A 14939-nucleotide genomic window follows, 5' to 3' on the forward strand; every position below is an offset into this window, starting at 1 on the left:
CGTGCGGTGGTGGTCCGTCAGGTCGGGGTCGAGCCGTCGGTGGAGGAGGTGCCGGACCCGGTGCCCGCGCCGGACGGGGTGGTCGTCCGGGTCACGGCGACCGGGGTGTGCCGCAGCGACTGGCACGCCTGGCAGGGCCACGACGACTCGGTGACGCTGCCGCTGGTGCCGGGCCACGAGCTGGCCGGGGTCGTCGAGGCCGTGGGGGCCGACGTGTCCCGGGAGTGGCTGGGCCGCCGGGTGACCACGCCGTTCGTCTGCGCGTGCGGGACGTGCGCGGCGTGCGTCCGCGGCCAGCAGCAGGTGTGCCTGGACCAGTCCCAGCCCGGGTTCACCCACGACGGCTCGTACGCCGAGCTGGTGGCGCTGCGGCACGCGGCGGTCAACCTGGTGCCGGTGCCCGACGACGTGCCCGACGAGGTCGCGGCCGCGCTGGGCTGCCGGGTGGCGACGGCGTGGCGGGCCGTGCAGCAGCGGGCCCGGGTGCGGCCGGGGGAGCGGGTGGTGGTGCTCGGTGCGGGCGGGCTCGGGCTGGCCGCGGTGCTGCTGTGCGCCGACCTCGGTGCGGACGTGACCGTGGTCGACCCGTCCCCGGGAGCGCGGGCGCTGGCCGAGCAGCTCGGGGCCGCGCGCTCGGTGGCCCCGGACGACGAGCTGGCGCCGGTGCACGACGTCGCCCTGGAGTGCGCCGGGGTGGCGTCCTCGGCCGCGGCGGGGCTGCGCGCGTTGGCCTTCCGCGGCCGTCACGTGCAGGTGGGTCTGCTGCCCGGAGGTGCGGCGCTGCCGGTGGACCTCGTCATCGGCCGCGAGCTCGACCTGCTGGGCAGCCACGGGATGCCCGCCTGGGAGTACCCGGCGCTGCTCGCCGCGGTGCCCCGGCTGCGCCTCGAGCGGCTCGTCGCTCGCACGGTCGGCCTCGACGAGGCCCCGGCCGCGCTCGCCGCCGTCGGCCGCGACCCGGGGGTCACGGTCGTCCGGCCCTGTGCGTGATTCCTGCACCCAGGAGGCGAGGTCCCGTTCACAGACCCCAGCTGCGGTGCGACAGCACCAACCGGTAGCCGTCCGGGTCGACCACGGTGGTGCCCCAGCGGTCCCAGTACGGGTTGTGGGCCGCCACCACCCGACCGCCCGCGGCGGTGAGCCGTTCCAGGTCGTCCTGCGCCACCGGCGCGCCGAGGTACAGGACGAGCAGGTCCTCCGCGGTCGGGGTGGGGACGGTGCCGTCCTCGACCAGCTCGAGGTGCCAGGCGGCCCCGGGGAAGCCGACGGCCAGCATCGCGTGCGGTTCGTCGGGCCCCGCGCGCCACAGCACGCCCGCCCCGGCCCCGACGGTCCAGAACCGCTCCGCGGCGGGCAGCGCCGCGGTCGGTCGCGCGAGACGGAGGTGGGCGGTGGTGGCGTGCAGCACGCCCCGAGTGTGCCGGGCCCGGGCCCGACGGGACCCCGCGCCGGCACGAGGGACCAGCCCTACGCCAGTCGCGCGCGGACCGCGTCCAGGGTGTCGGCCTCCTCCGCGCGCTTGTCGTCGCGGTAGCGGAGCACGCGGGCGAACCGCAGCGCGACCCCGCCGGGGTAGCGGGTGGAGCGCTGCACGCCGTCGAACGCGACCTCCACCACCTGCTCGGGCCGCACGTGGACGGTGTGGCGGTCCCGGTCGGTCTCCAGGGCCAGGAACCGCTCGGTCTGCCAGCGCAGCACCTCGTCGGTCAGCCCCTTGAACGTCTTGCCCAGCATGACGAACCCGTCCCCGCTGCGGGCCCCGAGGTGCAGGTTGGACAGCCACCCGGTGCGCCGCCCGGACCCCCACTCGACGGCCAGCACGACGAGGTCGAGGGTGTGCACCGGCTTCACCTTCAGCCAGGCCCCGCCGCGTCGGCCCGCGTCGTACGGGGCGTCGAGACCCTTCGCGACGACCCCCTCGTGCCGGGCGGCCACGGTGTCCCGGTAGAACGCCTCGGCCGCCACCGGGTCGTCGGTGATGAGACGGCGCACCCGCAGCCCCTCGGGCACCGTCTCGTCGAGCGCCGCGACCCGCGTCCGCAGCGGCGCGTCCAGCAGGTCCTCGCCGTCGAGGTGCAGCAGGTCGAAGAAGAACGGCTGCAGCGTGTTCGGCGCGCCCGACCGGTTCCCGAACGACGACGCGGTGTCCTGGAACGCCGCGGGCGACCCGTCGGCGAGCAACGACAGCGCCTCCCCGTCGAGGACCAGGCTGCGGGCGGGCAGGGCCCGGACGGCGGCGACGACCCCGGGCACCCGCGCGGTGATCTCGTCCAGCGACCGGGTGAACACCGCCACGTCGTCGCCGTCGCGGTGCACCTGCACCCGCGCCCCGTCGAGCTTCCACTCCACCGCCGCCGTCCCGAGCCGCGCCAGGGCGTCGGCGGTGTCGGTGGCGCTGCCCGCGAGCATGGGCGACACCGGCCGGCCCACCACCAGCCCGATCGCGGCCAGCCCCGCCGCGCCCTCGGTGAGCGCGGCGGCGGCGACGGCGGCGAGGTCGCCGCGCAGCATGACGGCGCGCCGCACGTCGGCCAGCGGGAGGCCGCTCGCGGCGGCGACGGCGTCGGCCATCACGCCCTGCAGTGCCCCCTGGCGCAGCTCACCGCCGAGCAGCCGCCGGAGGAACCGCTGCTCGGTCGACGTCGCGACGGCGAACAGCGCGCCGAGCGCCTCGGCGCGACGGGACTGCGACCCCGTCCCGGTGGTGGCCTTGACCCGGTCGAGGACGGCGTCGGTGCCCGGCACCGTCATGGTCGGCTCGCTCGCCGGGCCGGGGAGGTCCCGCAGACCGGCCCACCCGACGCCGATCTGGCGCTGGGTCAGCTCGCCGGACAGCCACGCCACCACCGTGGCCACGTCCGCGGGCGCGGTGCGGCGCAGCAGGTCCGCGAGGGCGGCCCGCTTCGCCAGCCGCTTCGTGGTGGCCCCGACGACCTCCGAGGTCCGCGCGACCTCGAGCAGCGGGGTGCCCCGTGCGTCGACCACGGGAGTCAGCCGAGCTGGAACGGGTCCCGGGTGCCGCCGGTGAGCTCGACGAACACCGACTTCGCCTCCGTGTACTCGTGCAGCGCGTCGATGCCGTTCTCCCGGCCCAGGCCGGAGTCGCCGAACCCGCCGAACGGCATGTTGGGCGCCACCACCCGGTAGGCGTTGACCCACACCGTGCCCGCCCGCAGCTTCGCCGCCACCCGGTGCGCCCGGTGCACGTCCTTGGTCCACACCGCGCCGGCCAGGCCGTACGGGGTGTCGTTGGCCAGCTTGAGCGCCTCGTCCTCGTCGGTGAACGTGTACACCGCGAGCACGGGCCCGAAGACCTCCTCGCGGACGATCGTCGACTCCGGCCCCACCCCGGTGACGACCGTGGGCTTGACGAAGAGCCCGCCGAGCTCGGCCGCAGGCTCGCCGCCGCAGGCGAAGGTCGCGCCCTCGGCGGCCGCGCCCTGCAGGTAGCCCACCACCTTCTCGAACTGCGGCCGGTTGGCGACCGGGCCCATCTCGGTGGCCGGGTCGGTCGGGTCGCCGAGCACGATCGCGCTGGCCCGCGCGGCCACCTTGGCCACCAGCTCGTCGTGGACGTCGGCGTGCACGATCAGCCGCGACCCCGCCATGCAGGTCTGCCCCGTCGCGGCGAACACCCCGGCCACCAGGCCGTTGGCCGCGGCGTCGAGGTCCGCGTCGGGGAACACCACCTGCGGGCTCTTGCCGCCCAGCTCGAGGGTGACCCGGTTCAGGTTGGCCACCGCGGCCTTCGCCACGGCGCGTCCCGTCGCGGTCGACCCGGTGAACGCGACCTTGTCCACCCCCGGGTGCGAGGCCAGCGCCTCCCCGGTCGAGCGGTCCCAGCCGGTGACGACGTTCAGCACCCCGTCGGGCAGCCCCGCGGCGTGCAGCACCTCGGCGAACGCGACGGTGGAGGCCGGGGCGTGCTCGGACGGCTTGACCACGCAGGTGTTCCCGGCGGCCAGCAGCGGGGCGAGCTTGAAGGTGAGCAGCAGCAGCGGGGAGTTCCACGGGGTGATGGCCCCGACCACGCCGACGGGCTCGCGGGTGGTGTAGCCGAAGTAGCTGCGGTTCACCGGCGGCACGGTGCGGCCCTCGAGCTTGTCGGCCAGGCCGGAGAAGTACCAGTACCACTGGGGCAGCCCCTGCAGCTGCCCGCGCATCTCCCGCATCAGCTTGCCGGAGTCGTTGACCTCCAGGGCCGCCAGCCGCTCGGCGTTCTCCAGGATCGCGTCCCCGACCCGGCGCAGCACCGCGGCCCGCTCGAACCCGGTCATCTGCCCCCACTCGCCGTCGAAGGCGGCGCGGGCCGAGGCCACGGCGAGGTCGACGTCCTCCGGGGAGCCGTCGGCCAGCGAGGCCCACTCGGTGCCGGTGTAGGGGTTGAGCGAGGTGAAGGTGCGCCCCGACACCGCGTCGACGGAGCGACCGCCGATGAAGAGGCGGAAGTGCTGCAGGTCGTCGGTCGGGGCGGTCATGGGGGTCCTCCAGACGTGTCGTGGGTCACAGGTCGCGCACCCGCAGGCTAGGCGGGGGTGACGGGGCCGCGGGGCCGGCTGGCACCCCCGGCGCGGAGCAGCGAGCTGGGCAGGTCGTGGCCGACGGCGTCGCGGGTGACGGCACCCGCCGCGAGCACGGCCTCGAGGTCGATCCCGGTCTCGACCCCGGAGTCGGCGAGCCAGTAGACGAGCTCCTCGGTGGCGATGTTGCCGCTGGCCCCGGGGGCGAAGGGGCAGCCACCGAGCCCGCCCACCGAGGCGTCGAGCTGCGTGACCCCGGCGAGCACGGCGGCCAGCGCGTTGGCCTGCCCGGTGCCGCGGGTGTCGTGGAAGTGCGCTCCCAGCGCCACCGCGGGCGACGCGGCCCGGACGGCGTCGAGCAGGGCGACGGTGCGGGCGGGGGTGACGGTGCCGATGGTGTCGCCGAGGCAGAGCTGGTCGGCACCCTGCGCGACGGCCGCGGTGGTGACCGCCACGACGCGGGCCGGGTCGGTGCGTCCGTCGAAGGGGCAGTCCCACGCCGTGGCCACGATGACCTCGAGCGAGCCGCCCGCGCCGTGGGCCAGCTCGGCGATCGCCGCGACCGCGTCGGTGGCCTCCGCGGTGGAGCGGCCCGCGTTGGCCCGGGAGTGGCTGTCCGCGGCGCTGACCACGTACTCCAGGTCGGCCACCCCGGCGTCGACGGCGCGCTGCGCGCCGCGCAGGTTGGCCACCAGCGCGGAGAAGTGCACGCCGGGGAAGCGGTGCAGCTCGGCGGCCACGTCGTCGGCGTCGGCCAGCGCCGGCACGGCCTTCGGCGAGACGAACGACGTCACCTCCACCCGGCGCACGCCGGTCGCGACGATCGCCTCCAGCATCGCGAGCTTGCCCGCCAGCGGCACCGGGTCCTCGAGCTGGAGTCCGTCGCGCATCCCGACCTCGCGGACGTCGACCGCACCGGGCAGCTGCATCAGATGACTCCCTCCTCGCGCAGCGCGTCGCGCTCCGCGGCGTCGAGGCCGAGCTCGGCCCAGACCTCGTCGTTGTGGTGCCCGGGGGCGGGCGCGCCGGCCCAGCGCACCCCGCCGGGGGTGTCGGAGAGCCGGGGGGTGACGCCGGGGCCGAGCACGTCGGCGTCCACCCGCAGGTCGTGGTGCGGCACCAGCATGTCCCGGGCGCGGAACTGCGGGTCGGCGACCACGTCCGCCACGGTCGCCACCGGGCCGACCACCACCCCGGCCCCGGTGCAGCGCGCCACCAGGTCGTCGGCGTCCAGCTCCGCGGCCCACGCCCCGACCAGCTCGTCGAGCTCGTCCTGGTTGGCGGCGCGGGCGACGTGGGTGGCGAAGCGCGGGTCCTCGGCGAGCTCGTCGCGGTCCATGGCCCGGCACAGCCTGCGGAACACCGTGTCCTGGTTCGCGGCGATGATGACGAACGTCCCGTCGGCGCTGCGGTAGCTGTTCGACGGGGCGAGGCCCTCCAGCCGGGTCCCACCGGGTCCGCGGACGTGCCCGGTGCGGTCGAAGTCGGGGACCATCGACTCCGTCACCGCCAGGCAGGAGTCGGTCAGCGCGGTGTCGACGACCTGGCCGCGACCGGTGCGGGCCCGGGCCACCAGCGCGCTGAGCACGCCCTGCGCGGCGAACATGCCGGCCAGCGAGTCGCCCAGGGAGAGCGCCATGCGCACCGGCGGCTGGCCGGGGAAACCGGTGACGTGCCGCATCCCGGCGCGGGCCTCGGCCACGCTGGCGTACCCCGGCTGCTCGGCCATCGGACCGGTCTGGCCGTACCCGGAGACCCGGGCGATCACCAGCCCGGGGTTGGTCTCGGACAGCACGTCCGGGCCCAGGCCCCACCGCTCCAGGGTGCCGGGCCGGAAGCTCTCCACGACGACGTCGGCGGTGTCGACGAGCCGGCGGAACAGCGCCTGCCCGCGGTCGGAGCGCAGGTCGAGGGTGACGCACCGCTTGTTGCGGGCGTGCACGGTCCAGAAGTAGCCCTGGCCGTCGGGGTCGTGCACCTGCCCCCACGTGCGCAGCGGGTCGGGCCGGCCCGGCGCCTCGACCTTGACCACGTCGGCCCCCTGGTCGCCGAGCAGCCGGCCGCAGAACGGGCCCGCGATCAGCGTGCCGACCTCGACCACCCGGATGCCCTCCAGCGCGCCCTGCACCCCCCCACCGTAGGGCACCCCCGGGTCGCTGGCACGAGCACGCGCACAACAGGTCTCGACGCCGGGGCCCGGCGGCCCTACGGTGCTGCTGGCCGGGCACCGCCGCCCGGCAGCCGAGCGAGGAGCGCGCCGTGACCGACCTGTTGACCGAGCAGTCCCGCGTCGCCGAGGAGGTGCTGACCGGCCTGGAGGAGCTGCTGCGCAGCATCACCGACGCCGACCTGCACCGCGCCGACCCGGGCGGGGGCTGGACCTGCGCGCAGGTGGTCAGCCACGTGACCCTGGCCGGCATCCTCTGGGTGGGCGACGTCGCCCGGCTGGCGGCGGACCCGGAGCTGGACTTCTTCTTCCGGGAGGAGATCGGCCACGACACCACCGGGGCCGTGCCCCCGACGGCCGAGGAGGCGGCCGACAAGGTCGCCGCGCTGCGCCGCACCATGCTCACCACGATGGCGATGCACACCCCGGAGGTCCTCGCCCGCGAGGTCACCATCACCACGCTGGGCCGGATGACGGTGGCGGAGTGGCTGCCGATCATCGTCGGGCACGTGGTCAACCACCGCGACCAGCTCCACGCGGTGCTCGCCTCGCGCGACCGGCTGCCCGAGCGCTTCGTCGTGCCCGAGGGCGCCACCACCGCGGCCGGCGGCGCCTGATGCGCGCCGTCGTCCTCACCGGCGTGGGCCAGGTCGAGGTGCAGGAGCGTCCCGACCCCACCGCCGACCCACAGCACGTGGTGGTGCACGTCGACGTGGCGTCGATCTGCGGCACGGACGCCCACCAGTACGAGGGCCGCATCGACTCGCCGTTCCCGCGGGTGCCGGGCCACGACTTCGCCGGCACGGTCGTCGCGGTCGGCGCCGGGGTCGACGAGGCGCTCGTCGGCCGGCAGTTCGCGGTCAAGCCGTCCCGCCCGTGCGGGAAGTGCGCGGCGTGCGCGGACGGGCCGTCGCTGGACTGCCCGAACAAGAAGCTCATCGGGCTGTGGAGCGACGGCTGCTTCGCCGAGCTCGTCGCCGTGCCGCGGGTGAACCTGGTCCCGATCCCCGACGGGGTGCCCGTGCACGCGGCCGCCCTGCTGGAGCCGTTCGCGGTGGCGCTCAACTGCATCGACCGGCTGCAGATCAAGCTGGGTGACTCGGTGCTCGTGCTCGGCCAGGGGCCCATCGGCCTGGCCGTGGCCCGCTTCGCCGCCCTCTCCGGCGCCGGCCGGCTGACCGTCACCGACGTGCGCGACGAGGTGTTCGCGGTCTCCCGGGCGTTCGGGGCGACGGACTGCCTGGACAGCCGCACCGACGACCTCACCGCGACCATCCTCGGCATGCACGACGGTCGCGGCGCTGACGTGGTCGTCGAGACCTCGGGCGCGCCCGCGGCCTCGGCGTCGGTCATCGACCTGGTCCGCAAGGAGGGCAAGGCCTCGTTCATCGGCTACGCCAACGACCTGCCCGGCATCCCCGTCGTCCCCATGATGCTCAAGACGGCGACGGTGTTCGGCATCGGCGGCAACGGCGGGCGCGGGCAGTACGAGCGCTCGCTCGAGCTGATCCGCGCCGGCCGGGTCGACATCGACCCCCTGGTCACCCACCGCTTCGGCCTCGACGACGCCCCGGAGGCGTTCGAGGTGGCCAGCACCAAGCGCGACGGGGCGATCAAGGTGCTGCTGGAGCCGTGAGGCCGCTCAGCCGCTGACCCGCTTGTAGGGGTCGCGGGGCGCGCCGCCGCCGGCCACCACCCGCTCCGACCACCCGTCGAGGCGGGTGGTGAGCCCGGCGAGGTCGTCCACGGGCGCCAGCACCCGGTCCATCGCCGCGTCGGTGCGGGCCTCGATCGCGTCGCGCTCCGCCCGGCCGGTGTCGGTGAGCGCGCCGTCGGCCACCCAGCCCCGGGCCACCAGCTCGGCGTCCGCAGCGGCCATGGCCTCGGCCGACCACCCGCGCGAGGCGGCGTAGGCGGTGGGCTCCCAGCCCACCCAGTACTCGGTGACCAGGTTGGCCTGCAGCCCGGTGAGCCCGGCGGCCACGGCGGCGGCCTGGGCGACGTCGCCGCGCAGCTCGCGCAGCAGCGTCGTCGCGTGCCACAGCCGGCCCAGCGGGTCGGCCGGCCACGCCAGCGAGGCCAGCCCGGCGGCCAGGGGCCGTCCGGCCAGGTCGGCGACGGCGACGTCGGTGGCCCGCCGCAGCTGGGTCACCGCGTCGTCGACCTCCCCGGGGTCGACGTCGGGCAGCAGCTGGTGCAGCGCGGCCACGGCGCCGCGCTCGCGGGCCGCGAGCACGTCCGCGCGGGAGGCGATCCCGCGCGCCTGCTCGTAGAGGGAGGTGACCAGGCCGGGCTCGAACACGCCGAACGCGGCCACCGCCACCTCCGCGCTGGGCTCGCCCATCGGGGCGGTGCGGCCCCACACGTACCCGGTGAGGAACTCCAGGCCGAGCGCGGCCAGCTCGTCGTAGGCCGCCCGTGCCCAGAAGTGCACCGTGGCCAGCGGTTTCGCCGCGTCGCGGAACCGGCGCGCCGGGGTGTCGGTCACCCTCGGTGCGGGCCGGCCCGGTGCGGGCTCGGCCAGGAAGGTCGTCGTCACCTCGTCGTGGTCCACGGGGCTCCCTGCTGGGTCGGTGTGGTCGTGCTCACAGCACGGGCACTGTACGACCCTCAGACCCCGACGGGCGCGTCCGCGGTGGCCTCGACGAGCAGGTCGTAGGAGCGCAGCCGGTCGGCCTGGTCGTAGGCCATCGTGGTGACCATCAGCTCGTCGGCCCGGGTGCGCTCGAGCAGCTCGTGCACCCCGGCCCGCACCGTCGCCGGTCCGCCGACGACCGCCGCCCCGACCGTGCCGGCCAGCGCCGCCCGCTGCGCCGCGGAGAGCGGGTTGGCCGCCGCCTCCTCGGGGCTGGGGAACGTCGACGGGTTGCCCGAGCGCAGCCGCACGAAGGACAGCTCCAGGGAGCCGGCCAGGTAGCGGGCGCGCTCGTCGTCCTCGGCGGCCAGCACGTTCACGGTGACCATGACGTACGGCTCGGCCAGCACCCCGGGCCGGAACGACTCCCGGTACGCGGCCACGGCGGCGTCGGTCTGCTGGGCGGAGAAGTGGTGGGCGTGGGCGAAGGGCAGGCCGAGGATGCCCGCCACCTGCGCGGAGTAGGTCGAGGACCCCAGCAGCCACACCGCCACCTGGGCGCCGAGGCCGGGCACGGCGGTGATGGCCGCGTAGGGGTGGTCCGCGGGGTAGCCGTCGTCGAAGAACGCGCGCAGCTGGGCCAGCTGCTGGGGGAAGTCGTCGGCCGAGAGCGCCTCGGCGGACCGGCGCAGCGCGTGCGCGGTCACCTGGTCGGTGCCCGGGGCGCGGCCGATGCCCAGGTCGATGCGGTCGGGGTACAGCGCGTCGAGGGTGCCGAACTGCTCGGCCACCACCAGCGGCGCGTGGTTCGGCAGCATCACCCCGCCGGAGCCCACCCGCAGCCGGGACGTGGCGGCCGCGACGGCCCCGATGGTGACCGCGGGCGCCGAGCTGGCGATGCCGACCATGGAGTGGTGCTCGGCCAGCCAGTACCGGGTGAAGCCGAGGCGCTCGACGTGCGCGGCCAGCTCCAGGGTGTTGCGCAGCGCGTCGCGCGGCGTGGAGCCCGTCGGGACGGGGGAGACGTCGAGCACGGACAGCGGCACGCCGCCGACGGTCGTGGGGCGCTCGGGCAACGAAGCGGTCATGCCGTCACACAACGCCGCCGCGCTGTCGGCTGTTCCGCCGACACCGGGTGCTTCTGCTTGCGAACGGTGGTGGTGGGGGTCACGATCCCCGCGCGGACGCAGCACGGGGGGCCGGTCACGGCCGACGGCTCGCCGCACCGACGAGGGAGCCCACCGATGAGCCTGCACCGAGCCCGACCCACCCGACGCCTCGCCCGGCTGGCGCTGCCCGCCGCCGGCGCCGCCGCGACCGCGCTGCTCGCGACGAGCACCGCGTCCGCCGCGCCGCTCGGCGGGGCGCTGCTGTACTTCCCCGCGCTCAACTCCGTCACCGGCGTCCTCGTCGACCCGGTGGCCCCGCCGACCGGCGCGCAGGGTGGGGCCTTCGTCGGCCCCACGAGCACCGACGCCGCCGCGGGGGCCATCGCCTTCGGACCGGGCTCGGTCGCCGTCTCGCAGGCCGGTGCGAGCAGCGCCGCCGGGGCCATCGCGCTCGGCGGCGGTGTGGCCGGCGCGCTCGACGCCACCGGGACGACGGTCACCTACGAGGCCGGGGCCACGGCCGACCAGGGCAGCACCGCAGGGGCCATCGCCGTCGGCGAGGGGGCCGTCGCGGGGCCGGCCGTGGCCGTGGGCGGCAGCCGCGCCGGGTCGATCGCCGTCGGTGCGGGGTCGGTCAGCGAGGGGGCGACGGCGACCGACGGCAGCGAGGCCGGGTCGGTCGCCCTGCTCGGGGGCACCACCGAGGCCGCGGCCATCGGCGGCGGGGAGGCGCAGGCGTACGCCACCGGTCCGGCCGCCACGGCGGGCGCGGCGGCCGACGGCGGTCGCGCCGTCGCGCTGTCCACCGGCGCGGGCGCCAGGACGATCTCCACGGCCGCCGCGGGCGACGTCTCCATCTCCTGGGCCGGGCCCGGGGGCTCGGCGTCGGCCACGAGCGCCGGGGCGACCACCGGGACCGGCGGTCCCGCGCTGGCCTACAACCTCAGCTCGGGCACGTTCTCGGCCACCACGGGCCCGCTGACGTTCCCGTTCCCGGTCGCTCCCTGACCCTCACGACCCCAGTGCCGGGTCCGCCTTGAGCGCGGTCCCGGACAGCCCGCGGCGGCGGCTCTCGGCCAGCAGGACGGCCAGGGTCGTCGCCGCGGCGTCGTAGCCGGTGCCGTGGGGCGGGCGCACGTTGGACAGGCAGTTGCGCGCGGAGTCCGGCGTGCCCGGCCGGGGGTCGTGGGTGAGGTAGAGCCCCAGGGAGTCCGTCGAGCTCATGCCCGGCCGCTCGCCGACGAGCACCACGACCATCCGCGCGCCCAGCGCCCGGGCCACCTCGTCACCGAGGGCCACCCGGGCCTGGTGCGCCACCACCACCGGCGCCACGGCCCACCCGTCGAGCCGTTCCCGCACCGCCGCCACCGTGGCGGACGCGTGGGAGTGCACGGCCAGCGGCGAGAGCCCGTCGGCCACCACGAGCGCGAGGTCCCACTCGCCGCGGGGCAGCTCGGTGCCCTCGGCCAGCCGGCGTCCCAGGTCCGGCCGCTGCAGGTAGGTCGCCCGGTCCGGGGCCGCGCTGCGCACCTCGAGCACGTCGTCACCGAGGTCGAGCAGCGACGGGTCCAGCGGGGTGTGCACGGCGTCGCGGGCGGCGGCGTGCGCGGCCCGCAGCTCGAGCAGCCGGGCCGTGGGCAGCGCGTCCCCGGCCCGGCCCAGGGCCACCCGCGCCCGGGTCGCCGAGCGGAGCTGCGCCATCAGGTCGGTGCTCACAGCGAGCCGCCCACCAGCGCCCGGGTGGCGGCCGCGGGCACCTCGCGGACCCGGCCGTCGTCGCCGAGCAGGTCCATCCGGGCCAGCCAGTCCCGGAACTCCGGGGCGGGCTCGAGGCCGAGCACGGAGCGGGCGTACAGCGCGTCCTGCCAGCTCAGCGACTGGTAGTGCAGCATCACGTCGTCCCCACCCGGCACGGCGATGACGAAGGGGCACCCGGCCACCCCGAGCATGGTCAGCAGGGTGTCGGTGTCGTCCCCGTCGGACTCGGCGTGGTTGGTGTAGCAGACGTCGACCCCCATGGGCAGGCCCAGCAGCGTGCCGCAGAAGTGGTCCTCCAGGCCGGCGCGGAGGATCTGCTTGCCGTCGTAGAGGTACTCCGGGCCGATGAAGCCGACCACGGTGTTGACCAGCAGCGGGTCGAACGCCCGGCACACCGCGTACGCGCGGGCCTCCAGGGTCTGCTGGTCCACCGGGGCGCCCCCGGTGCCGAGGTGCGCCCCGGCCGAGAGCGCGCTGCCCTGCCCGGTCTCGAAGTACATCGCGTTGCGGCCCACCGTGCCCCGGTCCAGCGCCAGCACGCCCTCGTGGGCCTCGCGCAGCATGGCCAGGGTGACGCCGAACCCGTCGTTGGCGCCCTGGGTGCCGGCGACGGACTGGAAGACCAGGTCGACCGGGGAGCCGCGCTCGAGCAGCTCGAGGGTGGTGGTGACGTGGGCCAGCACGCAGCTCTGGGTGGGGATGTCGTAGCGCTGCCGGACCTCGTCGACGAGGGTGAGCAGGTCGTGCGCCCGGTTCGGGGAGTCGCTGGCCGGGTTGATGCCGATGACGGCGTCCCCGCAGCCGTGCAGCAGGCCGTCCACGATGGACGCCGTCACCCCCACCGGGTCGTCGGTGGGGTGGTTGGGCTGCAACCGGGTCGCCAGCGTCCCCGGCAGCCCTATCGTGCTGCGCAGCGCGGTGACGACCGTGGTGCGCCGGGCCACCGAGACCAGGTCGGCCACCCGCATCAGCTTGCTCACCGCGGCCACGATCTCCGGGGTGAGACCGGGGGCCAGCGCGGCGGTGTCGGTGGCCGGGGAGAGCAGGTGGTCGCGCAGCTCGCCGACCGTCATCGCGGCGACCGGGGCGAACGCGGCTAGGTCGTGGCCGTCGAGGATGAGCCGGGTGACCTCGTCGTCCTCGTAGGGCACCACCGGCTCCTCGAGCAGCGCCGTCAGCGGCAGGTCGGCCAGGACCTGCTGCGCCGCCACCCGTTCCGCCTCCGACGACGCGGCGCACCCGGCGAGGACGTCCCCGGAGCGGGCCGGGGTGGCGCGGGCGAGCAGCTCGACGACGGACGGGAAGGTGTAGGAGTGCCCGGCCACGGTGCCGGTGCGCGCGACCACGTCAGCGCTCCAGGTCGGCGTCGGCCGCGGCGAGGGCGGCGAACTCCTCCTCGGGCGCGGACGCCACGAGGTGGTGGCGGCTGTGCAGCGCGAAGTAGGCCATGAACGCCGCGAACGCGGCGAGGCAGCACAGCGCGGCCACCACGTCGACGAGGAACGTGGCCAGCACTGCGGTGACCGCGAGGACCAGCGCGACCGACGTCGTCACCGAACCGCCCGGGGTGCGGTAGGGCCGCTCCAGCTCGGGCTCGCGCCGGCGCAGCACCAGGTGGCTCACCATCATGAGCACGTAGCTCAGGGTCGCCCCGAACACCGCCATGTTGAGCAGCACCGCGCCCTTCCCGGTCAGCGACAGCGCGAAGCCGATGAGCCCGGGCACCACCAGCGCGAGCACCGGAGCCTTGCGGGAGTTCGTGCGCGACAGCACCGTCGGCAGGTAGCCGGCCCGGGAGAGCGCGAACGTCTGCCGGGAGTAGGCGTAGATGATGGAGAAGAAGCTGGCGATCAGGCCGAGCAGGCCGATGTAGTTCACGGTCGACGTCAGCCACGCGGGCGCCCCGGCCCCGAGCAGCGCGTCGACGGGCGGGTTGCCCGACTCGCCCAGCACGCCCGTGCCCGCCCCGCCGACCGAGAGCACCAGCACGGCCACCGCGAGCACCAGCAGCACGCCCATGCTGGCGACGATGCCGCGCGGCACGTCGCGCGCGGGGTTCTTGGCCTCCTCCGCGGCCAGCGGCACCCCCTCGACGGCGAGGAAGAACCAGATGGCGAACGGGAACGCCGACCACACCCCGAGCAGGCCGGTGGGCAGGAACGACGACGCGCCGAGGGTGTCGGTGGGGGCCTGGTCGGTGAAGTTCGCTGTGTCCAGGTGGGTCGCCATGCCGATGCCGAACAGCACCAGTCCCGCGACCGCGATGCCGGTGATGACGAACATGACCTTCATGGCCTCGCCGGCCCCGGTGAGGTGGATGCCGATGAAGACGGCGTAGCAGACGAGGTAGACCCACCAGCCGTCGGTGATCCCGAACAGCCCGAGCGACTCCACGTAGGCACCGATGAACGTGGCGATGGCCGCCGGAGCGATGGCGTACTCGATGAGCACGGCCGTGCCGGTGGCGAACCCGCCCCAGGTGCCCAGCGCGCGGCGCGCGAAGGTGTAGCCGCCGCCGGCCGTGGGCAGGGCGGAGGAGAGCTCGGCCAGGCCGAGGACGAGGGCCAGGTACATCCCGCCCATGAGGACGACGGCGACGAGCAGCCCGCCGAACCCGCCCTGGGCCAGGCCGAAGTTCCACCCCGCGTAGTCCCCGGAGATGACGTAGCTGACGCCGAGCCCGGCCAGCAGCACCCAGCCCGCGGAGCCGGACCGCAGCTGCCGGGCGGCGAGGTACTCGAGGTCGGGTGACCCGGCGCCGGTGCTGGTCGCGGCGGTGCGGGGCGAGGTCTCCGTCATCGTCGCAGCGT

The 14939-nt window shown here is 75.9% G+C and carries 14 protein-coding genes; 4 read left to right on the forward strand and 10 right to left on the reverse strand.

The window, feature by feature from the left end; translation table 11 throughout:
* Positions 1-6 precede the first annotated feature (6 nt).
* The gene (locus tag ACYVOF_RS15435; protein WP_460867974.1) at positions 7-990 is read left to right on the forward strand and encodes an alcohol dehydrogenase catalytic domain-containing protein; all 984 of its coding nucleotides are present in this window, start codon (positions 7-9) and stop codon (positions 988-990) included.
* 28 nt (positions 991-1018) lie between these two features.
* On the opposite strand, the gene ACYVOF_RS15440 is transcribed toward ACYVOF_RS15435, so the two are convergent.
* From ACYVOF_RS15440 to ACYVOF_RS15460, 5 genes are read right to left on the reverse strand one after another with little or no spacing between them, the layout of a single operon-like run.
* Positions 1019-1408 (reverse strand): VOC family protein, encoded by a 390-nt coding sequence (locus tag ACYVOF_RS15440; RefSeq protein ID WP_460867976.1) that lies wholly within the window; start codon positions 1406-1408, stop codon positions 1019-1021.
* 59 nt (positions 1409-1467) lie between these two features.
* Positions 1468-2985 (reverse strand): ATP-dependent DNA ligase, encoded by a 1518-nt coding sequence (locus ACYVOF_RS15445; RefSeq protein WP_460867978.1) that lies wholly within the window; start codon positions 2983-2985, stop codon positions 1468-1470.
* Positions 2986-2990: 5 nt separating this feature from the next.
* Positions 2991-4478 (reverse strand): aldehyde dehydrogenase, encoded by a 1488-nt coding sequence (locus ACYVOF_RS15450; protein ID WP_460867980.1) that lies wholly within the window; start codon positions 4476-4478, stop codon positions 2991-2993.
* Positions 4479-4525: 47 nt separating this feature from the next.
* Positions 4526-5452 (reverse strand): hydroxymethylglutaryl-CoA lyase, encoded by a 927-nt coding sequence (locus ACYVOF_RS15455; RefSeq protein WP_460868054.1) that lies wholly within the window; start codon positions 5450-5452, stop codon positions 4526-4528.
* Positions 5449-6648, reverse strand: coding sequence for a CaiB/BaiF CoA transferase family protein (locus ACYVOF_RS15460; protein WP_460867982.1), 1200 nt, complete (start codon positions 6646-6648; stop codon positions 5449-5451). Before ACYVOF_RS15460 ends, ACYVOF_RS15455 begins: the two co-directional genes overlap by 4 nt.
* 131 nt (positions 6649-6779) lie before the next feature.
* Here ACYVOF_RS15460 and ACYVOF_RS15465 point away from each other — a divergent pair, with 131 nt between their 5' ends.
* Positions 6780-7304, forward strand: coding sequence for a DinB family protein (locus ACYVOF_RS15465; protein WP_460867984.1), 525 nt, complete (start codon positions 6780-6782; stop codon positions 7302-7304).
* Entirely contained in the window at positions 7304-8323 is a 1020-nt protein-coding gene (locus ACYVOF_RS15470; protein WP_460867986.1) for a zinc-dependent alcohol dehydrogenase, read from the forward strand. Before ACYVOF_RS15465 ends, ACYVOF_RS15470 begins: the two co-directional genes overlap by 1 nt.
* A gap of 6 nt (positions 8324-8329) precedes the next feature.
* On the opposite strand, the gene ACYVOF_RS15475 is transcribed toward ACYVOF_RS15470, so the two are convergent.
* Both ACYVOF_RS15475 and ACYVOF_RS15480 read right to left on the reverse strand, forming a co-directional pair.
* Positions 8330-9241 (reverse strand): SCO6745 family protein, encoded by a 912-nt coding sequence (locus tag ACYVOF_RS15475; protein ID WP_460867988.1) that lies wholly within the window; start codon positions 9239-9241, stop codon positions 8330-8332.
* Positions 9242-9297: 56 nt separating this feature from the next.
* Positions 9298-10350: an LLM class flavin-dependent oxidoreductase gene (locus ACYVOF_RS15480; protein WP_460867990.1), complete on the reverse strand. Its 1053-nt coding sequence runs from the start codon at positions 10348-10350 to the stop codon at positions 9298-9300.
* Positions 10351-10506: 156 nt separating this feature from the next.
* Between ACYVOF_RS15480 and ACYVOF_RS15485 the strand changes: the two genes are divergently transcribed.
* On the forward strand, positions 10507-11379 hold the full coding sequence (locus ACYVOF_RS15485; protein WP_460867992.1) for a DUF6764 family protein: 873 nt from the start codon (positions 10507-10509) through the stop codon (positions 11377-11379).
* A gap of 3 nt (positions 11380-11382) precedes the next feature.
* Here ACYVOF_RS15485 and eutC read toward each other — a convergent pair whose 3' ends face one another.
* From eutC to eat, 3 genes are read right to left on the reverse strand one after another with little or no spacing between them, the layout of a single operon-like run.
* Complete coding sequence (eutC, locus tag ACYVOF_RS15490) at positions 11383-12087, reverse strand: ethanolamine ammonia-lyase subunit EutC (protein WP_460867994.1); 705 nt, start codon at positions 12085-12087, stop codon at positions 11383-11385.
* Positions 12084-13475 carry an ethanolamine ammonia-lyase subunit EutB gene (locus tag ACYVOF_RS15495; protein ID WP_460867996.1) on the reverse strand — a complete coding sequence of 464 codons (1392 nt, stop codon included), beginning with the start codon at positions 13473-13475 and terminating at the stop codon, positions 12084-12086. Before ACYVOF_RS15495 ends, eutC begins: the two co-directional genes overlap by 4 nt.
* A 1-nt stretch (position 13476) precedes the next feature.
* Positions 13477-14928 carry an ethanolamine permease gene (gene eat / locus ACYVOF_RS15500; RefSeq protein ID WP_460867998.1) on the reverse strand — a complete coding sequence of 484 codons (1452 nt, stop codon included), beginning with the start codon at positions 14926-14928 and terminating at the stop codon, positions 13477-13479.
* Positions 14929-14939: the final 11 nt, after the last annotated feature.

This window comes from Rhodococcus aerolatus (assembly GCF_054783215.1).

Coding starts and splice junctions, on each gene's coding strand:
- ACYVOF_RS15485 (WP_460867992.1), top strand. CDS start 10,507: ATGAGCCTGCACCGAGCCCGACCCACCCGACGCCTCGCCCGGCTGGCG.
- ACYVOF_RS15470 (WP_460867986.1), top strand. CDS start 7,304: ATGCGCGCCGTCGTCCTCACCGGCGTGGGCCAGGTCGAGGTGCAGGAG.
- ACYVOF_RS15450 (WP_460867980.1), bottom strand. CDS start 4,478: ATGACCGCCCCGACCGACGACCTGCAGCACTTCCGCCTCTTCATCGGC.
- eat (WP_460867998.1), bottom strand. CDS start 14,928: ATGACGGAGACCTCGCCCCGCACCGCCGCGACCAGCACCGGCGCCGGG.
- ACYVOF_RS15480 (WP_460867990.1), bottom strand. CDS start 10,350: ATGACCGCTTCGTTGCCCGAGCGCCCCACGACCGTCGGCGGCGTGCCG.